This window comes from Neorhizobium galegae (assembly GCF_017877055.1).
Classification (GTDB): domain Bacteria; phylum Pseudomonadota; class Alphaproteobacteria; order Rhizobiales; family Rhizobiaceae; genus Neorhizobium; species Neorhizobium galegae_D.
Window position 1 is genome coordinate 582,287 of sequence record NZ_JAGIPG010000001.1, and the last position, 25,738, is coordinate 608,024.

17 protein-coding genes are annotated in these 25,738 nt (G+C 63.5%); 4 read left to right on the forward strand and 13 right to left on the reverse strand.

Annotated elements, in window-relative coordinates:
* Positions 1-17: 17 nt before the first annotated feature.
* The 10 genes from glgB to J2857_RS02585 form a co-directional block, all read right to left on the reverse strand.
* On the reverse strand, positions 18-2,228 hold the full coding sequence (gene glgB, locus J2857_RS02540; RefSeq protein ID WP_210008400.1) for a 1,4-alpha-glucan branching protein GlgB: 2,211 nt from the start codon (positions 2,226-2,228) through the stop codon (positions 18-20).
* A complete protein-coding gene (locus J2857_RS02545; protein ID WP_210008401.1) occupies positions 2,228-4,690 on the reverse strand; it encodes a glycogen/starch/alpha-glucan phosphorylase in 2,463 nt (820 codons plus the stop codon). The genes glgB and J2857_RS02545 overlap by 1 nt, the downstream gene beginning before the upstream one ends.
* 198 nt (positions 4,691-4,888) lie before the next feature.
* On the reverse strand, positions 4,889-6,217 hold the full coding sequence (locus tag J2857_RS02550; RefSeq protein ID WP_210008402.1) for a TadE/TadG family type IV pilus assembly protein: 1,329 nt from the start codon (positions 6,215-6,217) through the stop codon (positions 4,889-4,891).
* A gap of 125 nt (positions 6,218-6,342) precedes the next feature.
* Positions 6,343-7,224, reverse strand: coding sequence for a transglutaminase family protein (locus tag J2857_RS02555; protein ID WP_210008403.1), 882 nt, complete (start codon positions 7,222-7,224; stop codon positions 6,343-6,345).
* Positions 7,224-9,635 (reverse strand): circularly permuted type 2 ATP-grasp protein, encoded by a 2,412-nt coding sequence (locus tag J2857_RS02560; protein WP_210008404.1) that lies wholly within the window; start codon positions 9,633-9,635, stop codon positions 7,224-7,226. The genes J2857_RS02555 and J2857_RS02560 overlap by 1 nt, the downstream gene beginning before the upstream one ends.
* Positions 9,636-9,643: 8 nt before the next feature.
* Positions 9,644-12,970, reverse strand: coding sequence for a DUF2126 domain-containing protein (locus J2857_RS02565; protein WP_210008405.1), 3,327 nt, complete (start codon positions 12,968-12,970; stop codon positions 9,644-9,646).
* Between the two features lie 161 nt (positions 12,971-13,131).
* Positions 13,132-14,286 (reverse strand): ABC transporter permease, encoded by a 1,155-nt coding sequence (locus J2857_RS02570; RefSeq protein WP_210008406.1) that lies wholly within the window; start codon positions 14,284-14,286, stop codon positions 13,132-13,134.
* Positions 14,283-15,218: an ABC transporter ATP-binding protein gene (locus J2857_RS02575; RefSeq protein ID WP_432420149.1), complete on the reverse strand. Its 936-nt coding sequence runs from the start codon at positions 15,216-15,218 to the stop codon at positions 14,283-14,285. Before J2857_RS02575 ends, J2857_RS02570 begins: the two co-directional genes overlap by 4 nt.
* 11 nt (positions 15,219-15,229) lie before the next feature.
* Positions 15,230-16,195, reverse strand: coding sequence for an HlyD family secretion protein (locus J2857_RS02580; protein ID WP_210008408.1), 966 nt, complete (start codon positions 16,193-16,195; stop codon positions 15,230-15,232).
* The gene (locus J2857_RS02585; protein ID WP_210008409.1) at positions 16,192-16,812 is read right to left on the reverse strand and encodes a TetR/AcrR family transcriptional regulator; all 621 of its coding nucleotides are present in this window, start codon (positions 16,810-16,812) and stop codon (positions 16,192-16,194) included. The genes J2857_RS02580 and J2857_RS02585 overlap by 4 nt, the downstream gene beginning before the upstream one ends.
* Before the next feature lie 359 nt (positions 16,813-17,171).
* Here J2857_RS02585 and J2857_RS02590 point away from each other — a divergent pair, with 359 nt between their 5' ends.
* The 3 genes from J2857_RS02590 to J2857_RS02600 all read left to right on the forward strand — a co-directional run bounded on the left by J2857_RS02590 (position 17,172) and on the right by J2857_RS02600 (position 20,338).
* Positions 17,172-18,950, forward strand: coding sequence for an ABC transporter ATP-binding protein/permease (locus J2857_RS02590; protein WP_210008410.1), 1,779 nt, complete (start codon positions 17,172-17,174; stop codon positions 18,948-18,950).
* A 1-nt stretch (position 18,951) separates the two neighbouring features.
* A complete protein-coding gene (locus J2857_RS02595; protein ID WP_210008411.1) occupies positions 18,952-19,674 on the forward strand; it encodes a DUF1003 domain-containing protein in 723 nt (240 codons plus the stop codon).
* Positions 19,675-19,840: 166 nt separating this feature from the next.
* Positions 19,841-20,338: a histidine kinase gene (locus tag J2857_RS02600; RefSeq protein WP_210008412.1), complete on the forward strand. Its 498-nt coding sequence runs from the start codon at positions 19,841-19,843 to the stop codon at positions 20,336-20,338.
* Between the two features lie 67 nt (positions 20,339-20,405).
* On the opposite strand, the gene J2857_RS02605 is transcribed toward J2857_RS02600, so the two are convergent.
* From J2857_RS02605 to J2857_RS02615, 3 genes are all read right to left on the reverse strand, one after another.
* Positions 20,406-21,116: an alpha/beta fold hydrolase gene (locus J2857_RS02605; RefSeq protein ID WP_210008413.1), complete on the reverse strand. Its 711-nt coding sequence runs from the start codon at positions 21,114-21,116 to the stop codon at positions 20,406-20,408.
* 119 nt (positions 21,117-21,235) lie between these two features.
* Positions 21,236-22,288, reverse strand: coding sequence for a dipeptidase (locus J2857_RS02610; protein WP_210008414.1), 1,053 nt, complete (start codon positions 22,286-22,288; stop codon positions 21,236-21,238).
* Between the two features lie 118 nt (positions 22,289-22,406).
* On the reverse strand, positions 22,407-24,476 hold the full coding sequence (locus J2857_RS02615; RefSeq protein WP_210008415.1) for an ATP-dependent helicase: 2,070 nt from the start codon (positions 24,474-24,476) through the stop codon (positions 22,407-22,409).
* Positions 24,477-24,661: 185 nt separating this feature from the next.
* Here J2857_RS02615 and J2857_RS02620 point away from each other — a divergent pair, with 185 nt between their 5' ends.
* A complete protein-coding gene (locus J2857_RS02620) occupies positions 24,662-25,675 on the forward strand; it encodes an iron ABC transporter substrate-binding protein (protein ID WP_210008416.1) in 1,014 nt (337 codons plus the stop codon).
* Positions 25,676-25,738: the final 63 nt, after the last annotated feature.

A 25,738-nucleotide genomic window follows, 5' to 3' on the forward strand; every position in this document is an offset into this window, starting at 1 on the left:
TTCCCTCCCAAGGTCCCTTATGCCTGTTCCAGTTCGAGCATGATCGTCGCGAGCGGCGGCAGCGTGACTTCGGCCTGAACGGTTCCTCCCGCGTTCACTGCCTGAACGCGACCCCCATTGCCTTTGCCGCTGCCGCCGTAGATCTCGGCGTCGGTATTCAAGATTTCCCGCCATCTGCCTTCGGTTGGCAAGGGGACGCGGTAATTTTCACGGTAGACGGGTGTAAAATTGCTGATCACCGCCACCGGCTTTTCTCCCGGCGACATGCGCAGCCAGGCGTAGACCGAATTTTCCGCGTCGTCGGCGACCAGCCAGCGGAAACCTTCGCCCTCGCAGTCACGGGCATGCAGCGCGGGTTTGGAGCGGTAACAGAAGTTGAGATCGCGCACTAGGCGGCGCATGCCCTCGTGCGGGTGGTACTGGAGCAGGTTCCAGTCGAGCGAACGGGCCTCGCTCCACTCGCTCCACTGGGCGAATTCCTGGCCCATGAACAGCAGCTTCTTGCCGGGATAACCCCACATGAAACCGTAATAGGCCCGCAGGTTTGCGAATTTCTGCCAGTCGTCGCCGGCCATTTTGGCGATCAGCGAGCCTTTGCCGTGCACCACTTCGTCGTGGGACAGCGGCAGCACGAAATTCTCCGAATAGGCGTAGAGCAGGCCGAAGGTGAGTTCGTTGTGGTGATGCTTGCGGTGGATTGGCTCACGCTGCAGGTAGCTCAGCGTGTCATGCATGAAGCCCATGTTCCACTTGAAGCCGAAGCCGAGCCCCCCTTCGTGGACGGGATGCGAGACCTTCGGCCAGGAGGTGCTTTCCTCGGCGATCGTCATCACGCCGGGATGGGCGCCGTAGGAGAGGGAATTCATCTTCTGCAGGAAGCGAACGGCTTCGAGGTTTTCCCGCCCGCCATATTCGTTCGGCACCCATTCGCCTTCTTTGCGCGAATAGTCGAGATAGAGCATCGACGCGACGGCATCGACGCGCAGGCCGTCGAGATGGAATTTCTCCGACCAGTAGAGCGCGTTGTTGACGAGATAGGAGAGGACTTCGTTGCGGCCGAAATTATAGATCGCCGTGTTCCAGTCGGGGTGAAAACCCTGGCGGGGGTCGGCATGCTCGTAAAGTGCGGTGCCGTCGAAGAAGCGCAGGCCGTGGGCATCGGTCGGAAAATGGGCGGGCACCCAGTCGAGGATGACGCCGATGCCGACCTTGTGGCAGCCGTTGACGAAACGGGCGAAACCTTCGGGCTCGCCGAAGCGGGCGGTCGGGGCGAAAAGGCCGGTCGTCTGGTAGCCCCAGGACGGATCGAACGGATGCTCGGTAATGGGCAGGAACTCGATATGGGTGAAGCCCATGTCGGTGCAATAGGGGATCAGTTCCGAGGCGAGCTCGTCCCAGGAGAGGAAGGAGCCGTCCGGTTTTTTGCGCCAGGAGCCGGCATGCACTTCGTAGATCGAGATCGGTTGGCGGCGGTGGTCGGCCTTTTCCCAGAATTCCCGGTGGGCCGCGTCGTCCCATTTTTGGGAGAGTTCCGGTGCGGTGACCGAGGCGGTGTCGGGGCGCAGTTCCGCACGGCGGGCATAGGGGTCAGCCTTCAGCGGCAGGAGCTTGCCGTTCTTGCCGACGATCTCGAACTTGTAGGCGGAGCCGGCTCTGACATCGGGGGCGAAGATTTCCCAGATACCGGTATCGACTCGCAGGCGCATGACGTGCCGGCGGCCGTCCCAGCCGTTGAAGTCGCCGACGACGGAAACGCGCTTGGCGTTCGGCGCCCAGACCGCGAAATGGAACCCCTCGACACCCTCGTGTTTCAGGGCATGGGCGCCCATCTTGTCGAAGAGGCGCAGGTGCGAGCCCTCCCGGACGAAATAGTCGTCCATAGGCCCTAGCACCGGGCCGAACGTATAGGGGTCGGTGACCGCCCACTCGTCGTCACCGCGGCGGGCACGGTAACGGATCGGCTGCAGGTGGGTGGCGTTGACGAGGCCTTCGAAATACCCGGCCTCGTGGTGGCACGTCAGTTCACCCAGTTCGGCGCCGCCGAGCGACAATGCAGTGACGGCCTCGGCACCGGGAACGAAGCAACGGACCCTGAAACCGTCCCCGAGCTTGTGAAGCCCCAGGACGGCGAAGGGATTGGTATGCCTGCCTTCCAAAATCGCCTCGATCTCGGATAACGGAATCTCCCCAGGAGCTCTCCCGTCATCGACGCGCGGCGATTTTTTCATCAGGCTCTCCAGATTTCAGACGCATACTGACGAATAGTTCTGTCCGAGGAGAACCATCCCATCCGGGCGGTATTGCGAATTGTCTTCGAATACCAGGATTTAGGGTCGGACCAGATTTGGTCAACGTTGCGCTGGGCGTCCGCATAGGCGTCGAAATCGGCGGCGACCATGAACCAGTCGTGATTGTAGATGCCGTCGGTGAGGGCCGTGAAGCGGGAACGGTCGTCCGGCGAGAAAACCCCGGTGGCGATGGCGTTGAGCGCCTGGGCGAGTTCACGTGACTTCTCGATGATGGCGCGAGGCTGGTAGGTCTCGGAACGGACCTTGGCGACCTCGTCGGCGGTCATGCCGAAGATGACGATATTCTCCTCGCCGACATGGTCGCGCATCTCGACATTCGCACCGTCGAGCGTGCCGATGGTCAGCGCGCCGTTCAATGCGAACTTCATGTTGCCGGTGCCGGATGCCTCCATGCCGGCGGTCGAGATCTGCTCGGAAAGATCGGCGGCCGGAACGATGATCTCGGCGAGCGAGACGTTATAGTTGGGCACGAAGACGACCTTGAGCAGGCCGCGGACGGCAGGGTCGTTGTTGATGACGCGCGCCACGTCATTGGCGAGCTTGATGATCAGCTTGGCGTTGTGATAGCTCGGCGCCGCCTTGCCCGCGAACAGTTTTACGCGCGGGACCCAGTCGAGTTCCGGATGGGAGCGGATCTGGTCGTAGAGGGCAACGGCTTCGATGATGTTGAGAAGCTGGCGCTTGTATTCGTGGATGCGCTTGATCTGGATGTCGAACATCGCCGATGGGTCGATGCGGATGCCCATGCGGCTACCGACGAGGTTGGCGAGCTGCACCTTGTTGGCCCGCTTCACGGCGGCGAACTTCTCCTGGAAGGCCTTGTCGTCGGCATGGGCGTTGAGGCCCTGCAAGGCATCCGTATTGTCGAGGAACTCGTCGCCGATCGCTTCCTGGATCAGCGAGGTGAGGCCCTGGTTGCACTGCATCAGCCAGCGGCGCGGGGTGATGCCGTTGGTCTTGTTGTTGATGCGGGCCGGATACATCGTGTGCAGGTCGGCGAAGACCGTGACCTTCATCAGGTCCGTATGCAGGGCCGAGACGCCATTGACCGAATGCGAGCCGACAAAGGCAAGGTTGCCCATGCGGACGCGACGGTCGCCGCTTTCGTCGATCAGCGAAATCGCGCGGATCTGGGTGTCGGAGAAGCTCTTCTGCTTGCGTGCCTCGATCAGGATCAGGGCGTTGATCGCGTAGACGATCTGCATGTGGCGGGGCAGAAGGCGCTCGAACAGCGGTACCGGCCAGGTTTCCAGCGCTTCCGGCAAAAGCGTGTGGTTGGTGTAGGAGAAGGTCTGGCGGGTGATCGACCAGGCCTGCTCGAAATCCATGCCGTGGATGTCGGTCAAGAGGCGCATCAGCTCGGCAATCGATACGGCCGGGTGGGTGTCGTTGAGCTGGATTGCGACCTTCTCGTGCAAGTTGGTGAAGTCGGGATACTGCTGCAGGTGGCGGCGCAGGATGTCCTGAAGCGAGGCCGATGAGAAGAAGAATTCCTGGCGCAGGCGCAGTTCCTGGCCGGCCGGGTTGGCATCGGCCGGGTAGAGGACGCGGGTCAGGCTTTCGGCCTTGTTGCTTTCGCGCAGCGCGCCGATATGGTCGCCGGCGTTGAAGGCGTCTAATAGAATTGGATCGATCGGCTGGGCCGACCAGAGACGCAGCGTGTTGACGCGTTTGCCGCGCCAGCCGACGGCCGGCGTGTCATAGGCCATGGCGATGACGCGTTCGGCCGGCTTCCAGACATAGCGCGGCGTCTCGTCGTAACCGCCGACCGTCTCGACCGTGCCGCCGTAACCGATCTCGTAGGAGCTCTCGCGGCGTTCGAATTCCCAGGGGTTGCCGTGGGCGAGCCAGCTTTCCGGAAGCTCGACCTGCCAGCCGTCGGCCATCTGCTGGCGGAACAGGCCGTGGACGTAGCGGATGCCGTAGCCATAGGCCGGAATATCGACCGTCGCCATGCTCTCCATGAAACAGGCCGCGAGACGGCCGAGACCGCCATTGCCCAGCGCGGCATCGGGTTCCAGAACGGCGATCACGTCGATATCGACGCCGAGGGAGGACAGCGCGTCGCGGATTTCTCCCATCAGGCCCATGTTGCTGACGGCATCGCGCATCAGGCGGCCGATCAGGAATTCGAGCGAGAGATAATAGACGCGCTTGCCGCCGGTTTTATAAACCTTGCGGGTCGATTCCATCCAGGTATCGATGATGCGGTCGCGCACCACCAGGATCGTGGCGGTCAGCCAGTCGTGCGGCTTGGCCACCTTGGCGTCCTTGCCGATACGGTAGGTCAGGCGCTCGATGATCTCTTCCGCCATAATTTCGGGGCGGGAGCTGCGGGGGGCCGGCTGGGGAATTTCGACCGGAGAAGACGTGTTGTTCATATGTCGCCAACTTTCTGGGGAGCGGGAGGAAGGGCGTCCGATTCAGTCCATCTGGCATGATGTATAGAACCAGTTTATGCACCGTTATGACACTGTGCAATGACCGATTTATCTTTGCGTGTATCGCTCCGACGAGACCACGAAAAACGCCCCGCCGGTGAGGGCGGAGCGTCTTTGCGCCTTTTCTGGAAGGCAGGTTCAGTTGGTCAGGCGGGTTCCGGTCTGAGCGGCCTTGCGGGCGATCTCGCCGAAAGTTTTCACGAGGGTCGTCATGTCAGTCGGCTCGTAATAATATCCGGGGCCGCTGGCGCAGTAGTTCAACAGCTGCTTGCCCTTGTCCGGCGCCATGAAGGCGATCGTGTAGATCTTGATGCCCTTTGACATTTCCTCTTCCGTGAGCTGCTGCCCGTTCTTCAGCTTCAGCTTTGCGGCATCCGTCAGGCCGTCGCTTTTCGCGCTCAGGCAGGTGTTGCGGACTTTGGTGTCGATCGTCGAATTCCAGGTCCCGCTGTTGCCGGTCATCTCGCCATCCGTCATGAAAACGATGTAGCGATCGAAGTTGGTGTTGCCCTTGCCGTTATGGGCGGTCTTTTCGGCGGTGTTGGCATTCTTCAGGGCATTGAACGCATTGGTCAGCGCGCCGCTGGCGTCGGTGCCGCCATCCGGCACGGCAGGCAGCTTCTTGACATAACTATCCACCGCGGTGGTGCCCCACTGGATGCTCTGCTGGGCCTTCGTCTGGTCGTCGTAGGAATCGGCGCCGACACGGATCAGTTCGTGGTTCGGATCGGCCTTTTCAAGTTCGGCGAACATGACGCCGCCGGCGGCCTTGAGCGACTCCATCTTCGTTATGTAGTTGGGCACAGTTCCCATATGCCAGCCGTAGCAGGTCTTCGAATTATTCTTGTTACCGCATTCGTATGGTCCATCGACCCAATCGGTCTTCGTCGGCGTGACGGAGTTCACGGTAGTTGTGTCCCAGGCCATCGACCCGGATTCGTCGAGCGCCAGGTACATGGAAAGGGCATTGCCTTCGCGGCCGCTCGCGGCGACGCTTTCGATGCTGACGCGTATGGTCCGGAAGCCGAGAAGCGAGGTCAGGCCGCTGAGCGGCACATCGTAGCTCGACTTCATGCGGACCTCGTAGCTGGCGGCCGTAGTGGAACTGCCCGAGGAGGTTACCAACGTCTGGGTGTTCGCTCTGAGCTTGGCCTCTTCTGCAGCTTGTTCCTCTGCCGAAACACCGGAATTCTTAATCGCCTCCATCTTCTGGGCGACAAACATATCGGTGCCGAGCTTCTGGGCTTCCGCCGTCGTCATGGTGCCCTTGTCGGCCATGGCGGCGGCAGCGGCGAGCGTGGCGCCGTCGGCCAGCGCCTGGAGCTGGTTCTTTTGATCCATCGCCTGTGTCAAATCGACCGCGACGCCGCCGACTGCCAGCAGGACGGGAAGCATGGCAGCTGTCATGATACCGAAATTGCCGGCGCGGTCCTGTGCCAGCCGCGCAAAAAGTGTGTGCTTCATCATAGCCCCCAGATCCGTTCAATTCATTTGAACATCCGTGGTGTATTCCTAGCGGGTATAGGAAGGCCTAAACCATTCGTTGCAATTTTACCGAATGCCAAGAATCAGCGCCAAAACGGAGCGGGATGTCACGATTTCAGCGGAATGACGTCCACCGCCTGCACGGCGTTCTGGTTTCCGTAACCTTTAAGGACGCCGATCACCGGGGCGACGTCGGAGTAGTCGCGGCCGTATCCGACGACGATATGGTCGCTGCCGGCCGGAATATTGTTGGTCGGATCGAGTTCGACATACCCCATGGTCTCGCCGCACCAGACCCGCACCCAGGCATGCATGGCGTCGGCGCCTTCGAGGCGCTCCTTGCCCGGCGGCGGAATGGTGCGCAGAAAGCCGCTGACATAACCGGCCGGAATGCCGAGGCTGCGGAGCGCCACGATCATGATATGGGTGAAATCCTGGCACACGCCGCGCTTCAGCCTAAAAGCCTCCTTCGGCGTCGTATCGACCTCGGTCGCCTTGGCGTCGTAGGTAAAGTCCTTGTGGATGCGGGCGCAGATGCCAAGCGCGATCTCCAGCACGGTCTGGCCGGGCTTGACGATCTCTCGGGCATAGGCGGCGATCAGCGGTTCCTCGGCAAGGCGCGGGCTCGGTGCGGTCAGGTGATGCGGGGAGGCGGCATCGACCGACCAGAAATCCGCCAGTTCGTCGCCAAGCGTCGCCAGTTCCGGCGACAGGTCCGCCGTCATCGAGGTGGTTTCCACCATGACGCGGGCCTGCATGCGGATGTCGAGCGTTTCGTGCGGCGCACGCAGCAGCACGGACGTCGCCTGCTGGCCGAAAAAATCGATAAAGGTGGTCCGCTCATCGGCATGCGGGCTGACGGTGATCGAGCCGGCGATCAGCCGCTGCCGGTCGGGCAGGGAGAGCGGCAGGAGGCGGATCACGTGGCGGGCGCCCGAGGCCGGCACGTCGTAGGTATAACCCATGTGGAGGGAGAGATCGTAAAGCATCAGCTGAAATAAGTCTGGCCGAGGATATCGGACAGCTTCTCCATCTCCAGTTCGATCTTCTGGTAGGTATCGTCGTTCATGGCTTCCGGGGTCATCACCGCAAGGCCGGAATGCAGCCGCATCGCCTCGCGGTAGAAGGGCGACATCTGGCCGTTGACGAAAGCGTTCGGCAATTGCTCCACCTCGGTGCGGATTTCGTTCAGCTGGAACAGGATCGAGCGCGGGTTCAGGGGATCGAGCGCCAGGAGATCGGCGACCGTCAGCCTTGCCGTATTGACGTTGTAGCGGCGTCGGTGGGTCATGACGCTGTCGCCGATCTCGAGCAGCATGTCGAGCGAGCCGTCCGGCGCGTCCGGGCCTGACATGTGGCCGAGCAGCCGGGTCATGTGCATGCCGCGCTCCAGGTGGCGGCCGATCGACAGGAAACGCCAGCCGGTGAAACGGTACATGTTTTCATGCACCAGACCGGCAAAGCCCGCAAGCTTGCGCAGGAGCACGGTCATCGCATGCGAGGCGTCGTCGCCCGCATGGACGGTTTCGTGGAAGCGGCGGGCGGTCTTGGCAAGGTCGGTCAGCGCCAGCCAGCCGTCCGGCGAGAAACGGTCGCGAATGTTGCTCGCCGAATAGATGGCGCTGTCGATGTTGCGCAGGAGCGATGCCGGCACCGCCTTGGTCATCTCGACATCGATGCCCTTCAGGTAGCGGGTGACATCGGCCAGAAGCGGTGCGTTCGGATCGGCAGACTCGGCATAGCGCAGATGCCAGGCGCGCAGAATGCGCAGGGCGCCTTCGGCCCGCTCGATATAGCGGCCGAGCCAGTAGAGATTGTCGGCCGCGCGGCTCGGCAGGCTGCCGGGCATGTTGCGGGTGAAACTTTCCTCGGGCGGCAGGAGCGTCGCCCTTGCGACCGGCTTGTCGCTGACGATCCAGACGTCGGCGGCGGCCCCGCCCGACTGCATGGCGATCGCCGCCACGTCGTCGCCGGCGCCGATGCGGGCAAAGCCGCCCGGCATGATCTGCCAGCCGTGTTCGGTGCGGGCGGCGAAGACCCGCAGCGACATCGGCCGAGGCGTGAGCTTGCCGTTGACATAAGCGGGCGTGGTCGAAAGCGTCACGACCTCCTGGCCGACCAGCTTGGCGCCTTCGGTCGCCAGCCATTCGCCGACCGTGTCCCTCGCCGTCTTGCGCAGCGACGAGCCGAGTACCGACTGGCCGTTGTCGTCGAAGAAGGGCAGCCGCGAATAGGCCGGCCCGATGACCATGCGCTCGATATTCTTGGCGACGTGCTCGCGTTCCTTTTTCTGCCCGCACCACCAGGTGGCGATCGAGGGCATGATCAGGTCCTCGCCGATCAGCCGCCGACAGACGGTCGGCGCGAACGCCAGCAGCGCGCGGGTCTCGAGAATGCCGGAGCCGAGCGCGTTGACGAAGGTGAGCGCGCCGGCACGCAGCGCCTGGACCATGCCGGGCGTGCCGATATGGGAGTGCTGGTTGAGTTCGAGCGGATCGGCGTAGGCCGCGTCGAGGCGGCGCCAGAGCACTCCCACGGGCTTGAGGCCGGCCACGGTGCGGACCATGACGCGGTCGTTGACGACGGTAAGGTCTTCGCCTTCGAGCAGCATGAAGCCGAGATAGCGGGCGATATAGGCGTGCTCGAAATAGGTCTCGTTGGCAGGGCCTGGTGACAGGACCGCGATGCGATCCTCCGGGTTCTGCTTGTGGGATTGCAGTGCATCGCGGAAGGCGCCGAAGAAGGAGGCGAGGCGGTGGACATGCGATTCGGCGTAGATATCGGAGAAGGCGCGGGTGGTGGCGACGCGGTTTTCGAGCGCGAAACCGGCACCGGACGGCGCCTGGGTGCGGTCGGCAAGCACCCACCAGTTGCCGTCCGGACCGCGGCCGATCTCGAACGAACAGAAATGCAGGTAATGGCCGCCGACTGGCTTGACGCCGACCAGCGGGCGGAGGAATTCGGCGTTTCCGGCAATCAGCGCCGGCGGCAGGAAACCCTCCTGCACCAGCTTGTTGTCGCCGTAGATATCGGCGATCAGCGCTTCCAGAAGATCGGCGCGCTGGGTCAGGCCCTTGCAGACCGTCTCCCATTCTCGGCCGTCGATGAGGACCGGCACGTGGCTGATCGGCCAGTTGCGCTCGCCGCTGCCCTGAGCGCCGTAGGTGCGGTAGAAGACTCCCGCATCGCGCAGGTAACGGTCGGCGCGGGCGAAACGCTCGCGGCGCTCGTGCTCGGTCATGCGGCCGAGATGGGAGATCAGGTTGCGCCAGACCGGCCGGATCTGCCCCTTCGCGTCGAGCATCTCGTCGGCAACGCCCGGGAGTGCGGCATAACCGAGGAGGGGATCGCCAGCGATCCCCTCTTTTGCCTTGCGTTCGGTTGCCGGTGCCTTGGACATCGGGCGTTTCAGACTCCTTGCGGCCGGCGCAGATCGAGCGTCAGCGGAAATTCGGGCGAGGGCGTTTCGGCCAGCAGCGTATAGCCGCCCGCCGTATGCCCCCACGGCTCGAACCGGGCGAGGCGGCGTGCCTCCGCCTCGTTGCCGTTGACCGGGAAGGTGTCATAGCTACGCCCGCCCGGATGGGCAACGTGATAGATGCAGCCGCCGATCGAACGGCCGGACCATGTATCATATATGTCGAATGTGAGCGGCGTATTAACCGGCAGGACCGGATGCAGGCCGGCGGCCGGCTGCCAGGCCTTGAAGCGGACGCCGGCAACCGAGACGCCGGACGTGCCGGTGGCCTTGAGCGGTACGGCGCGGCCGTTGCAGGCGACGGTATAGCGGGCCGGGTTGGTTGTTTCGAGCCGGACCTGGAGGCGCTCGACCGACGAATCGACATACCGCACGGTGCCGCCGATCGCCCCTTGTTCGCCCATCACGTGCCAGGGTTCGAGCGCCTGGCGCAGCTCCAGCTTGGAGCCTTCGTATTCGACCTCGCCGAAGAAGGGGAAGCGGAATTCGAGCTGCGCCTCGAACCATTCGGGGCGAAGGTCGAAGCCGTTTTCGCGAAGATCCTGCAGCACGTCCATGAAGTCGGCCCAGACGTAATGGGGCAGCATGAAGCGGTCGGCGAGCGTGGTACCCCAGCGCACGAAGCGGCCCTGCAGCGGGTTCTTCCAGAAACGGGCAATCAGCGCCCGGACCAGCAATTGCTGGGCAAGCGACATGCGGGCATTCGGCGGCATCTCGAAGCCGCGGAACTCGACGAGGCCGAGGCGGCCGGTCGGGCCGTCCGGCGAGAACAGCTTGTCGATGCAGATTTCCGACCGGTGGGTATTGCCGGTGACATCGGTCAGAAGGTTGCGGAAGAGGCGATCGATCAGCCATGGCAGCGGGGGCACGCCCTGGCCGGGCGCCGGCACCTGGGCGAGCGCGATTTCCAGCTCGTACATCGAATCGTGGCGGGCTTCGTCGATGCGGGGCGCCTGGGAGGTGGGACCGATGAACAGGCCGGAGAACAGGTAGGAGAGCGACGGGTGGCGCTGCCAGTGGAGCACCAGGCTCTTCAGCAGGTCGGGGCGGCGCAGGAACGGGCTGTCGTTGGGATTGGCGCCGCCGACCACCACATGGTTGCCGCCGCCGGTGCCGGTGTGGCGGCCGTCGATCATGAACTTGTCGGCGCCGAGGCGGCTCTGGCGGGCCTCCTCGTAGATCGCGGTGGTGGTCGCAACCGTTTCCTTCCAGCTCGCGGCCGGATGGATGTTGACCTCGATGACGCCCGGATCGGGCGCGACGCGGATGACGTTGATGCGCTCGTCATGCGGCGGCGCATAGCCCTCGATATGCACGGCGAGGCCGAGTGCGGTCGCGGCGTTTTCGGCAGCGGCGATCAGTTCGAGATAGTCCTCGATCTTTTCCACCGGCGGCATGAAGACGCAGAGCCGGCCGTCGCGGGCTTCGACCGAGATTGCGGTGCGCACCGCGCCGCCGATCTCGCCGAGGGTTTGTTCGACGCGGCCGGGATTGGCCGCGTCCCCCGCCTTGAAGGAGGATTCCGGCATGGCGCGGCCGGCCGGGACGATCACGTCCGGCAGCGGATTGCGCGGGATGGAAGGGTCGGCCTCGTGGATATAGGGAAATTGCGAAGGCGGGACATAAGGCAGGGTGCCGAGCGGCAGGCGGTAACCGACCGGGCTGTCGCCGGGCACCAGGAAGATGCGGCCGCGGCGGGTGCGCCATTTCTCACTGATCCAGCGCTTGCCGCTCGCCTTCGCGTTCCAGGCCTGGACCGGCAGGACATAACCGCTCGGGCTGGTGAGGCCGCGCTCGAAGACGCGGGCGATGCGGTTGCGCTCTTCCGGGTCCTTGAGCTTGGAATTGGACGGATCGACATTGTCCGGCAGCGAGCCTTCCTTGATGATCCATTCGGCCGGGTCCTCATAGGCCGGCACGACCATGTCGGGGGTGATGCCGAGTTCGGTGGCGATGCCGGTGAGCAGCCTTTCCGAATCCTGCTCGCCGACGCCGTAATTGCGGCCTTCCTCGGCGACGAGGTCCGGATTGCTCCAGATCGGCCGGCCGTCCTTGCGCCAGTAGAGCGAGAAGGTCCAGCGCGGCAGGCTTTCGCCGGGATACCACTTGCCCTGGCCGTAATGCAGGAAGCCACCCGGCGCGAAACGCTCGCGCAGCTTGCGGATCAGGACATCCGCCTTTTCGCGCTTGGTCGGGCCGACTGCATCGGTGTTCCATTCGCCGGATTCGAAATCGTCGATCGACACGAAGGTCGGTTCGCCGCCCATCGTCAGGCGGACATCCTGCGCCTTGAGGACGCGGTCGACCTGTTCGCCGAGCTTGTCGAGCGCATCCCAGGATTCGTCCGAAAAAGGCTTGGTGATGCGCGGGTGCTCGGCGACGCGGTTGACCTTCATGTCGAAGGCGAAGGAAGTTTCCGCTTCGCCGAAATAACCGCCAGAGATCGGCGCGGCATTGCGGAAATGCGGGGTCGCGGCGAGCGGAATATGGCTTTCGCCGGTCAAAAGCCCGGAGGTCGGATCGAGGCCGACCCAGCCGGCGCCGGGGAGATAGACTTCGCACCACGCATGCAGGTCGGTGAAATCGACTTCGGTGCCGGACGGGCCGTCGAGCGCCTTGAGGTCCGGCGTGAGCTGGATCAGGTAACCGGAGACAAAGCGGGCGGCGAGGCCGAGATGACGCAGGATCTGGACGAGCAGCCAGCTGGTGTCGCGGCAGGAGCCCAGGGCCGAGGTCAGCGTCTGTTCCGGCGTCTGCACGCCGGGCTCCATGCGGATGACATATCCGATCGCCTGTTGCAGGCGGGCATTGATGCCGACCACCATGTCGACCGTCGGCTGGCCCGGGGACATGTCGAAGGTCTTCAGGTAATCGACGAGCGCCGGTTCCGGCGGCTCGGGCACCATGTAGATCGACAGGTCCTCGACCAGTTCCGGCGGGTAAGCGAACGGCCATTTCATCGCTTCCTCTTCGACGAAGAAGTCGAAGGGATTGTAGACCGTCATGTCGGCGACGAGGTCGACCTCGATCTTGAACTCGGTGACCGGGTCCGGGAAAACGAATCGGGCGAGGTAGTTGCCGTAGGGATCCTGCTGCAGATTCACGAAATGGTTGGACGGCGTCACCTTCAGCGAATGGCTGAGCACCTTGGTGCGCGAATGGGCGGCCGGTTTGAGGCGGATGATCTGCGGTCCGAGACGGACGGGCTTGTCGTACATGTAATGGGTAAGGTGGTAGATACTCGCCTTGATCGACATACTGCCCCTTTGGCTGCCCCTCTGGCTGCCTTTGCCGGCCTTTACGCTGGCCGATCGATGATCGTTGCAAGGATTTTGTGCAATGCACGAGAATAATGCAAGGCGGAATCCGAGCTTATCGCGATGCGGCAACACCGTTGAAAGACGTAGCTTTGCAGCCTTCAATCCAGCGTGCGGCGAAAACGGCGTACGGCGATCAGCATGGCGACGGCCATCAGGCCGGCGAGCGCCAGCGTGTCATAGGCCAATGTCTCGATGCTGGCGCCCTTCAGCATCACCGCCCGGACGATGCGGATATAGTGGGTGAGCGGCAGGGCCTCGCCGATCCACTGCGCCCAATTGGGCATGCCGGCGAAGGGGAACATGAAGCCGGAGAGGAGGATGTTCGGCAGGAAGAACATCATCGCCATCTGCATGGCCTGCAGTTGGTTCGCCGCAACCGTCGAGAACGTGTAGCCGATCGACAGGTTGGTGACGACGAAGAGGGAGGTTGCGGCCGCCAGCGACAGGGGATCGCCGAGAATCGGGACGCGAAAAACGAGGATGCCGACGCCGATGATGACGAGCGCCTGGATGAGGCCGATCAGCACGTAGGGCGCGATCTTGCCGAGCATGATCTCCAAGGGCTTGATCGGCATCGAGAGCAGGTTTTCCATCGTGCCGCGCTCGACCTCGCGGGTGACGGAGAGGGCCGTGAAGATCAGCAGCGTCATCGTCAGGATGGTGCCGAGCAGGCCGGGGACGATGTTCAAGGTCGAGGAGCCGGCGGGATTGTAGCGGCGGTGCTGGACGATCTGGAAGGCGGGTTTCACCGGTTCGGCGAAGGCGACCTGGCGATCGTTTTCGAGCGCGGTCGCGATGATCCCCGAAAGCGCGCCGAGCGCCGAGCTTGCAGCGACCGGGTCGGTTGCGTCGGCGGCGACCAGCAGCGACGGCGAATCGCCGCGGCGGAGCGACCGTTCGAAACCTTCGGGGATTTCGACGACGAACAGCGCGTCGCCGGACTGCAGCAGTGCGTCCATGTCCTCCGCGCGGGTCACGACGGTCTTCACCTCGAAGAAATCGGTGTTCTTCAGGGCGGCGAGGATGGAGCGGCCGACATCGCTGTTCTCGCGCATCAGGACGGCGGTCGGCAGGTTGTGCGGCGTGGTGTTGATCGCAAAACCGAACAGGAAAAGCTGCATGATCGGCAGCATGACCATGGTCGCAAGCGTGATGCGGTCGCGCGTCATCTGGATGAATTCCTTGACCGTCATCGCCCAGAAGCGACCGAAGGAGCCGCCGTTGCCGTTTGTGCTGCGGGGAGCCGTGGTCATCGGAAATTGTCCTCCGAACGGCGCATCAGGTCTATGAAGGCGTCTTCGAGCGTGGGTTCACCCTTTTCCCATTTGAGACCGGGTTTTTCGCGGTAGGGGGCGATTGCCTTTTCCAGCGCCTCCGCATCGCGGCCTGCGACATGCAGGCTGGTGCCGAAGGGGGCGATCATGTCGATGCCGGGCTGGTTTTCGAGTTCGGCCTGGAGATGGTGCACGTCCGGGCCGGAGACCGTGAAGGTGACGAGGCCGGTGCCGGCAATCACTTCGTCCACCGTGCCTTCGGCGAGCAGTTTTCCGTAGGCGATATAGGCGATCTCGTGGCAGCGCTCCGCCTCGTCCATGTAATGAGTGGAGACCAGCACCGAGAGCCCGCCGGCCGCCAGTGCATGGATTTCGTTCCAGAAATCGCGGCGCGCCTTCGGGTCGACGCCGGCGGTCGGTTCGTCGAGCAGGAGAAGCGCCGGCTCGGGCAGGATGCAGGCGCCGAGCGCGAGACGCTGTTTCCAGCCGCCGGAAAGCTCGCCGGCCAGCTGTTTCTCGCGGCCCTTGAGACCGAGGCGTTCGATCGCCGCGCTCGCCTTGCCGCGCGGATCGGCCAGGCCGTAGACGCGAGCGACGAATTCGAGGTTCTCGCGGATCGACAGGTCCTGGTAGAGCGAGAATTTCTGGGTCATGTAGCCGACCCGGCGACGGATGCGGTCGCTTTCGGTGAGGATATCGAAGCCGAGGCAGGTGCCATCGCCGCTGTCGGGCGTCAGGAGGCCGCAGAGCATGCGGATGGTGGTGGTCTTGCCGGAGCCGTTGGGGCCGAGGAAGCCGTGGATGCGGCCTTTCTTCACCGACATGGAGAGATCATCGACCACCTTGCGGCCGCCAAAGCTCTTGGTGAGGTGGTGGACGTCGATGACCGTTTCGGGGGCGTCGACCGTCATGGTGGCGTCGGTCATGGGCGTGGTCCGGGCAGGACGTCGACCGGCTGGCCGGGGCGCAGCGCCTTCGGATCGGCCGGGATGGCCTCGACGCGGTAGACGAGTTTTGAGCGCTCTTCGAGGCTGTAGATTTCCGGCGGCGTGTATTCCGCGCTCCTGGCGATGAAGCTGACCTTGGCATCGGCCGGCCGGCAGGCATCACAGCCGACGCGGACCGGCTGGCCGAGCGACAGCACGGCGATTTCGGTTTCGGGGACGAAGAAGCGGATGCGGACATTTTCCGGGGGCAGGAGAGCGACGATCGGACGGCCTGCGGGGACGACTTCGCCGCTTCTGTAATAGAGCGTCTCGACGCTGCCCGCGGCCGGCGCCGAAACCGAGCGGCGGGCAAGCGCTGCCTCGGCCGAAGCGAGATCAGCCCTGGCGGCCGCGACGGATTCCTCTGTCTGTCGCAGCGTCTCACCGCGAGCGGGGAGGGCGGCGAGGATGATCTGGCTGCGGACGTTGTCGAGGGCTGCGCGATTGGCGGCTTCGGTGGCAGTGGCGGTATCGAGATTGGCGCGGGTCGCAGTGCCGCGCTCGACGAGGACGCGGGTGCGGTCGAGATCCTGTTGGGCAAGCTCCAGCCGGGCGGAGGCTTCCCGTTCGGAGGCGCGCAGCACGTCTATCTCTTCGGGACGCTTCTGGGCGGCCTGCGCCAGATCCAGTTCGGCCCGGGAGCGCGCAAGCGACGCGCGGGCGGCAGCGACGGCGGCCTCTTCGCTCAAGGAGTCCAGCCTGAAGAGTGGCGCGCCGGCTGCGATCGTTGCGCCTTCGGCGATATCCACCTGGGTGAGCCGGCCGGCACTTTCGGCACCGATGAACAGCATGTCTGCTTCGACCCAGCCCTGGTAGGGACGCGGCGGCTTGCCGGCGAAGAGGAAGGGCAGGGCGGCAAGGGCGGCGGCCGCCAGAATCGCGATGACGAGGATACGCTTCACTTCGCACCTCCTTCCGGCACGAACAGGGTTTCGAGGAAAGCGTCGAACAGTTTCTGGGTGTCGAGATGTTCGTAAGCCTCAAACAGCGTCATCCAGACGATCGACAGCAGCGCCGGGGCGATGACGATCTGCGGTATGTCGGCGATGGCCGGATGGCGTAGTTCGCCGCGGTCGGCGGCACGCGCGAGCAGGGTGCGCAACACGCCAAGCCCCTTTGAGATGATCTCGCGGTGATAGAACTCGGTGACGGCTGGAAACATCGGCCCTTCGGCGAGGATCAGGCGCAGCAGATGGCGGCGGTCCGTCTCCAGTACCTCGCGCCTGAAGAGGGTGTAGAACATCGAGATGGCGAAACGCGGCGGGATCGCCTCGTTGGCAGCCAGCCCCTCGATCCGGCCGAGGATCGGCGAGGCGATGCCGGAGACGAGCTCGGTGAACAGCGCCTCCTTGTCCGGAAAGTGCAGATAGACGGTGCCCTTGGCGATGCCGGCGCGGGTTGCGACATCCTCCATGCGGGTGGCGGCAAAACCGCGCTCGGAAAAGCAGGCGAAGGCGGCGGCCAGGATTTCGGCCCGGCGCTGCTGTGGATCGCGTTTTTCTCTTTTTCTCTCGGCCATCGTACATTCTTAATTATGACTGACTGGTCGGTCATTAACATGGAGGAGCCGAAATAGCAAGGAATTTCGCGGGGGGCGGGGAGGTTGGCGAGGGGAGGCGAAGCTCCCGGTGTGAGCGATTTCCGTCGGTGGGGATGGACGGCCATCGCGTGTGTGGCCCGGCATGCCAAATGCGATTGCCAGCGCCTGCGGGATAGCCGCAAGCACAAGGTGAGACGAATGGCTTAACCGTACCTGGACCGGGGTGAACGAATCGCGATTGCATCACCATATAAACCAAGCCGGACCCTTGAAGCTGCAAAAGCCGCAAGCGCATGCTAAGTTGGGGGTGACGAGGGTTATTGTAGGAGTCGCAGTAGATGTCGCAGAATTCCGAAGGCGTAGCACCGGCCTTCGAGCTTTCCCTGGGGGGCCAGCTCCGCATGATGGGCAAGGCTTTCTGGAATGCGCCGGTGCGCAACCGCGTCCTGGTCCTGACGGTCGCGCTGCTCGTCGTCATCTTCGCAACGACTTATGCGACATACCGGCTGAACGAGTGGAATGGGCCGTTCTACGACGCGCTTGAACGCCGCGACATGCCTGAATTTCTGAACCAGCTCGTCGTCTTTGGCGTCATCGCCTTTTCGCTGACGCTGCTCAACGTCGTCCAGCAGTGGCTCAATCAGATCACCGCCCTGCGGATGCGCGAGGGACTGGCGCGCGATCTCGCCGATGTCTGGCTCAAGCCCGGCCGGGCGCTCAAGCTCGTCGGTGCAGGCTCGATCGCCAGCAATCCCGACCAGCGGCTGCACGAGGACACGCGGATCCTGGCGGAAAACACCACGGCGCTGGCGATCGGGCTCGTCAACTCGACGATCCTGCTCGGGAGCTTCATCGGCGTGCTCTGGGCGATCTCGTCCGATTTCGTTTTTCATTTCGGCGACCGCACCATTTCGATCCCCGGCTATATGGTGTGGACGACGATCCTCTATGCGCTTCTGGGCTCGGTGCTCAGCAACGTGGTCGGCAACCTGCTGCCGCGGCTCAACGCCGAGCGCTACGCCCGTGAAGCGGACCTGCGCTCGGCCCTGGTTCGCGCCAACGAGAACCTGAAGCCGATCACGCTGGCACGCGGCGAGGCAAGCGAGCGCGACCGGGTGCATTTCGCGATCGACGGGGTGCTCGGCATGCTGCGCAAGCTCGCCTGGGCGCTCGCCAACCTCACCTGGGTATCGGCGGGATTCGGCTGGCTGGCGCTGGTAGCGCCGATCATCATCGCGTCGCCGATGTATTTTTCAGGCGATCTTTCCTTCGGTGGACTGATGATGGCGGTTGGCGCCTTCAACCAGGTCAACCAGGCGCTCCGCTGGTATGTCGTCAATTTCAGCGTCATCGCCGACTGGCGGGCGACGCTGAACCGCGTCTCGTCCTTCCGCAATGCGCTGCTCGCCATGGATACACCGGCCAAGGAGGGCGAGGTGATCACCTATCGCGAGGCGCGCCAGGGAGAGGGCATCAGCGTTTGCGGTCTCATGGTCTACGGCGCGCCCGAGCAGGGCGAGGCGGGGCATGGGGTGCGCGTCGTCGAAGGCGATTGCGCCATCGAGCCGGGCGAGCGGGTGATGATCAACGGCGATCCGGGCGCTGACCGGCATCTGTTCTTCCAGGCGCTGGCCGGCATCTGGCCCTGGGGGCGCGGCGAGATCGGCTTGCCGCCGACGGGCCGCATGATTCTGATGCCGCAGGACGGATACCTGCCGACGGCGACACTGCGCGAGGTGATGACCTATCCGGCCGGGCTGAGCGACATCGACGACAAGGCGCTGATCGAGGCCCTCGAAACGGTCGGACTCGGCCGTCTCGTGGGCAGGCTGGATGAGCTGGAGCGCTGGGACCGGCTGCTCGACAAGGACGAGGAGGCGGCGCTGTCGATCGCCAATGCGGTGCTGCGCAAGCCGGCCTGGCTGATCATGGACGACGTGCTGGAAGGACTGGAGCCGGAAACCCAGGAGCGGCTGTTGGGGGTGCTCAGCCGTCTTAAAGGCGTGACGCTCATCTATATCGGTCGTTCGGAAGAGTTCCGGAAGAAATTCTCGCCGCGGCTATTCCACCTGTCGCCGCTTCACGCGCATGCGCAGAAGACGAAAGAAGAGGCCTGACATGGGCAGGCACATGACGTCCGCCAAGACCGGACAATGCATCGTCTGCGGCCGCACCTTTCCACTCCCGAAAATGCACAGGACCGGATATCTGCGGCCGCATCTTGCCGAGATGATCGTCGAGGAGGTGAAGGACTGCGATGAGAACAGCCTGATCTGCGACGAGGACCTCGCCCGTTTCCGCCGCCGCTACGTGGAAAAGCTGCTGGACGAGGAGCGCGGTGAGCTTTCCGATCTCGACAGGCGCGTGCTCGACAGTTTCGAGAAGGGCGCCTCGACGGTGCAGAAGAGCGCTGCCGGCCTGCTCGAGAGCAACCCCACCTTCGGCGAGCGCGTGGCGGACAAGGTCGCCTCCTTCGGCGGCTCCTGGACCTTCATTCTGAGCTTTCTCGGCGTGCTGGTCGTGTGGATGGCGGTGAACGTCGTCGGCCTGTTCGCCGAGCCTTTCGACCCCTATCCGTTCATCCTGCTCAACCTGGTACTCTCGTGCCTGGCGGCGCTGCAGGCACCGGTCATCATGATGAGCCAACGGCGGCAGGAGGAAAAGGACCGGATGCGCTCCGAGAACGACTACATGATAAACCTGCGCGCCGAACTGGAAATCCGCCAGCTCCATGAAAAGATCGACCACCAGATGGCGCATCAATGGGAGCGGCTGGCAGAAATGCAGCAGATCCAGATCGAACTTCTGGAACGGCGCGGCGGCGGGCGGAGTTCGAACTAGGTCCGCCCCACGGCCGACGAGGACGGCTGCAGCGCCGGCGGCAACTTTGGCGGAATTCCCCGGCTTTTTGAGTGTTTGCTGCACCTATTCTTAAAGGGCTGCGTGCTAAACGGATTTTCGCCGCTGGTTGAAGCATCTGCGGTCCCCATCTCTTTAGGATTCACAGATGAAAAAAGCTCTCCTGATTGCCATGCTCGTTATGGCCGCTCCCATGCTGGCTGAGGCAAAAACACTCAAGTTCCCGAGCGACGCTCCGATCGCCAGCATCAAGATCCCCGACAGCTGGAACCCGAAGGAAACCGACACCGGCGTCGATGCCACGTCGAGCGACGATGCCGTCTATCTTTCCGCCGATGTCGCGGAGCTGAAGTCGATGGACAAGACCGTTTCGGATGCCATCGACTTCCTGAAGGAGGTTGGCGTCACCGTCGATCCCAAGACGCTGAAGGAAACTCCGGTCGAGGAGTTCAACGGCATGCAGATGACCACGCTCGATTGGGACGGCAAGGACGAGAGCGGTCCGGTGAGCGTCGGGCTTGCACTGATCCAGACGTCGCCGACCAAGGGCCTCGTCGTCACCTATTGGGGAACCAAGGGCGACGAGGAAAAGCACCAGAAGGAACTGGTCGACATCCTGTTGTCGATCAAGCCGATCGTAAAGTGATACCGGGTGCGGCGGCGGTTGTTTCCGCCGCCGCTTTCGATGTCGCCGGACCGACCGGGTCGAAAAGTCAGCCGATGAAATCGCTGATGATGCGGGCGACCTCCTCCGGCATTTCGAGCTGCAGCACGTGGCCGCTCGGCACTTCCATCGACGCCCATGACGGATCGGCGCCAACCCTGGCGTAGATGCCCGAGAAGATGTTCGACTGGTCGATATTGGCCGAGACGTAAAGCCTTTTCGTGATCTTCCGATAGTCACCCGACAGCTTGATCTTCTGGATCAACGTCGCGAACGGCTGCGGCGAGCGGCTGGCCATGTAGTGGCGCAGATGTTCCGGCACGCGGGTCGCGTGACGGGCAGGGGGCGGCACGGCGACGCCGCCGAGCTCGCCGGCCATGGCGAGGTTGGCCACCGCCACTTCCGGACCGAGCAGATCGAGCGCCGACTGGCCGTTTTCCGGCAGGAAGGCGTCGAGATAGATCAGCGTGCGGATGCGGGCTGCGAACTTATCGGCGACACCTGTGATCACCATGCCGCCATAGGAATGGCCGACGAGGTCGAATTCCTCCAGGCCTTCCGCGTCGATAAGGCCGCAGACATCGCCGATATGGATGTCGAGATTGATGGCGCCCGAAAAGAGGTGGCTGCGTTCGCCGAGCCCGGTGAGGCTCGGCACGAAGACCTGATGGCCCATGCTCCGAAGACTATCGGCGACCGGCGTCCAGCTGGCGCTCGAACCCCAGGCACCCTGTACCAATACGATCTTGCGGCTGGTCATCCGTCCCCTCCCTAGACACCTGAACGATGCGGGTTGTTTCCCATCCGTTCCGGATGAAGTCAATGCGACAGGAGAGGGGACAAGCCTATTGCGACGTGGCCGTCCGGCGTCTGTCCCGATCAGGACGGCCAGGTCAGACCGAAGACGCGGAGCCAATTGTCGAACGCGAATTTCCTTAACGTCGGCTCGTCGAATCCGGCCTTGCGCATGGCATCGAAGAGATGCGGCAGGCCGCTCGCGTCCCTGATGTGGCGGGATATGACGGTACCGTCGAAGTCCGAGCCGAGGGCGACCCTGTCCGCCCCCATGCGGTCGATGAGATATTCGATGTGGCGGACTACCATATCGAGCGGCGTATCCGCGTCGAGATGGGCGTCGGCGCGGATGTCGTAGACGGCGAGGTTGAAGCCGATCACCCCGTCGGTATCGCGAATGGCGTCGAGCTGCCGGTCGGTAAGGTTGCGAGTCGAGGGGCACAGCGCATGGGCGCAGGCATGGGTGGCGACGAGCGGGGCGGAGCTCAGTGCCGCCACGTCCCAGAAGCCGCGCTCGTTCAGATGCGAGAGGTCGATCATGACGCCCAGCGCATTGCAGCTCTTCACCAGGCTCCTGCCGGCATCGGTCAATCCGGGGCCGGTATCCGGCGAACGCGGATAGGCGAAGGGTACGCCGTAGCCAAAAATGTTCGGGCGGCTCCAGACCGGGCCGAGAGATCGGAGGCCTGCTGCGTGAAGGACGTGCAGATAGTCGAGATCGGGACCGATTGCCTCTGCGCCCTCCATGTGAAGCACGACGGCAAAGGCGGAGGAGGCCCGGGCGGTGTTGATGTCATCGACGCTGGTCGCGAGTCGCATCCGGCCGTCCGAGCGCCGGATCAATCCGTTCATCGCGTGAAGCTGGGCGTCGATCAGCCGGCGGGCATAATCCTCGTTCAGAGCCTCGGCATAACGAACCTCGTATCCATCGCTGGTCTGCGTCAGATCGTTTTCCGGCTTGTGCTCGGGATACGCATACAGGGCGAAAAGCCCGCCGACGAGATGTCCCTCGATTGCGCGGGGAAGATCGAGATGCCCCGCCTCGGAACGGGCCAGGAAATCCCGGCCGCCGGGTTTGTAGTCCGATATGTACTGGACCGCGTCATTGTGTCCGTCGAAGACTTCGATGCCGTTCATGCGAATTCGATCCTTAAGTGGAGGCGCCGGCGCATCCGGCCCGTTGCAGTCGCCTGACGACGGCTCATCCCACAATTGGGTTAGAAGCTTATGACGGTGGTTACGTCGTTGGGGCTGCCTACCGCCACATGCCGCGCATGCGAGCGGTGACGTCGATGCGGACCTGGTGGCGGGCCTGGCGTTCGGCGTCGGACATCGGCGCCACAACCGGCCAGGCGGCGGTTTCGAAGAATTGCAGCAGGGTCGCCGGGATGAAGCGGGTGCGGGCAGCATAGACGTGGCGGTCGCCCTGCGAGGCCTGGCCGTGCACGAAGAAACGCTGCGGCGTCATCAGGTGCAGGTGGTCCTTCGCCCGCGTCATCGCGACGTAGAGGAGGCGGCGTTCCTCCTCGATCTCGGCGGTCGAACCGACGCCGAGGTCGGACGGGATACAGCCGTCGACGCAGTTCAAGAGGAAGACAGAGCGCCATTCCTGGCCCTTCGACGAATGGATGGTCGAGAGGATGAGATAGTCCTCGTCGAGCAGAGGCGTGCCGGATTCGGCGCTGGTCGCGTCCGGCGGATCGAGCGTCAGCTCGGTGAGGAAACGTTCGCGCGACGTATAACCGGAGGCGATCTGTTCGAGCTGCAGCAGGTCGGCCTTGCGGGTTTCGGCATCCTCGTGGATGCGGGCAAGATGCGGCTCGTACCACTGGCGGGCAAGGCCGATTTCGGAGGGCCAGCCTTTGCCCCTGCGGACGGCTGCGAGCATGTCGACAAAAGCCGGCCAGTCCGCGCCGGAGCGTGGTGGGGCAGGGATTTCCTGCAGCGCCGCCAGCGGCTCGGGATCGGCTGCGATCGCATCGAGGATCTTGCCGGCCGTCTGCGGGCCGATGCCGGGAAGAAGCTGCATCAGCCGGAAGCCGGCGACCCGGTCGCGCGGGTTCTGGGCGAAACGCAAGGCCGCCAGCATGTCCTTGACATGGGCGCTGTCGAGGAATTTCAGGCCGCCGAATTTCACGAAGGGGATATTGCGGCGGGTGAGCTCGACCTCGAGCGGGCCGGAGTGATGCGAGGAGCGGAACAGCACGGCCTGCTGTTTAAGCGTCATGCCGGTTTCGCGGTTTTCGAGGATCTTTTCGACGATGTAATTGGCCTGCTCGGTCTCGTCCTTGACGGCGACGAGGCGGGGGCGCTCCTCCGACTGGCGGTCGGTCCACAGGTTCTTGGTGAAACGCTCACGGGCGAGATCGATGACGCCGTTGGCGGCGGCGAGGATCGTGTTGGTCGAGCGGTAGTTGCGGTCGAGCGTGACGATATTGGCCGGCGGATCGAAGGTGTTCGGGAAATCGAGGATGTTGCGGATCGTCGCGGCGCGGAAGGAATAAATCGACTGGGCGTCGTCGCCGACGACGGTCAGCCCGATGCCGCCGGGCTTCATCGCCATCAGGATCGAGGATTGCAGGCGGTTGGTGTCCTGGTATTCGTCGACGAGGACATGGTCGAAACGGCCGCCGACATCCTGCGCAATCGCCGGTTCGCTCATCATCTGCGCCCAGTAGAGCAGGAGATCGTCGTAATCCAGCACGTTCTGGGCCTGCTTGGCCTCGACATAGGAGGCGAACAGTTCGCGCAGCTGCGGCTCCCAGGCCGAGCACCAGGGGAAATGGAGTTTCAGCACCTCGTCGAGCGGCGTTTCCGAGTTCACGGCGCGGGAATAGATCTGCAGGCAGGTGCCCTTGGTCGGAAACCGGTTCTCGGTCTTCGAGAAGCCGAGCTCGTGGCGCATCAGGTTCATCAGGTCGGCGGAATCTTCCCGGTCGTGGATGGTGAAATCGTGGTCGAGACCGATCTGGTCGGCGTGGAGGCGCAGCAGCCGGGCGCCGATGCCGTGGAATGTACCGGCCCAGGCGAGCGCATCGGTCATGATGCCGGCATTGGCCCCCAGGACCTGCGCGCAGATGCGCTCGACGCGGCGGCCCATTTCGGATGCGGCACGGCGGGAAAAGGTCATCAGCAGGATGCGGCGCGGATCGGCGCCCGAGACGATCAGGTGGGCGACGCGGTGGGCAAGCGTATTGGTCTTGCCGGAACCGGCGCCGGCGATGACCAGAAGCGGACCGGCCGGGCCGCCGTTCGGCACGTCCGCGCCGTGCTCCACCGCGCGCCGCTGCGCGTCGTTCAGCTTTTCCAGATAAGCAACAGCCATGCCCGTTCCCGATGTGTTCGATTTAGCCATAGCTGATTCGTGGGCCGCCGCCTGCATCCACTGTCATGGCATCGACCCATCTGGAATGCGGCCATTTGGCCATCACGGATTTGGGAACGAACCTTAACTTGACCTCTTAAGTCCTCTTTGTCTAAGAGACGCCTTGTCAAATTTTGGAGGCGATCTTGAAAACTTCATTCACTCTGGCTGCGGGCGTTGCCCTGGCCTTTTCCGTTCTTACCCTTTCCTCGCCGGCTTCGGCGCAGGTGGCCGACAGCCTCACCATCTACAATGCCCAGCACGAAGGGCTGACCAAGGAATGGGCGAAGGCCTTCACGGAAGAGACCGGCATCGCGGTCACCATCCGCCAGGGCAGCGATCTCGAAATCGCCAACCAGATCGTCCAGGAAGGCGCCAATTCGCCGGCCGACGTGTTCCTGACCGAAAATTCGCCGGCCATGGTGCTGGTCGACGGCAAGGGCCTGTTCGCGCCGGTCGACAAGGCGACGCTCGATCAGGTTCTGCCGGGTTTCCATCCGGCCAACGGCAACTGGGTCGGCATCGCTGCCCGCTCGACCGTTTTTGTCTATGACAAGACCAAGCTGACGGAAGACAAGCTGCCGAAGTCGATGCTCGACCTTGCCAAGCCGGAATGGAAGGGCCGCTGGACGGCATCGCCGTCGGGCGCCGACTTCCAGGCGATCGTCGGTGCGCTGCTGCAGCTCAAGGGCGAAGAAGCGACCGCAGCCTGGCTGAAGGGCATGAAGGAAAACGCCACCCCGATCCGCGGCAATTCGAATGCGATGAAGGCCGTCAATGCCGGCCAGTTCGAAGGCGCGCTGATCTATCACTACTACTATTTCGGCGATGTCGCGAAGACCGGCGAAAATACCAAGAACATCGGCATGCATTATTTCAAGAACCAGGATCCGGGCGCCTTCGTATCGATCTCGGGCGGCGGCGTCCTCGCCTCCTCCAAGCACAAGGAACAGGCGCAGGCCTTCCTGAAGTGGGTCACCGGCAAGGGCGGCCAGAAGATCCTGCGCGACGGCACCGCCTTTGAATATGCCGTCGGCAAGGGCGAGGCCTCGAACAAGATGCTGACCCCGATCGCCGACTTGGCAGCCCCGAAGGTCGAGCCCTCGACCCTCAACAATGCCAAGGTCACCGACATGATGACCGCCGCCGGCCTGCTCTAAAAAGCGGCCAATAACAGTTGCATGGAGACATCGCAGGGCGTACCTGCGATGTCTCATCTTTTC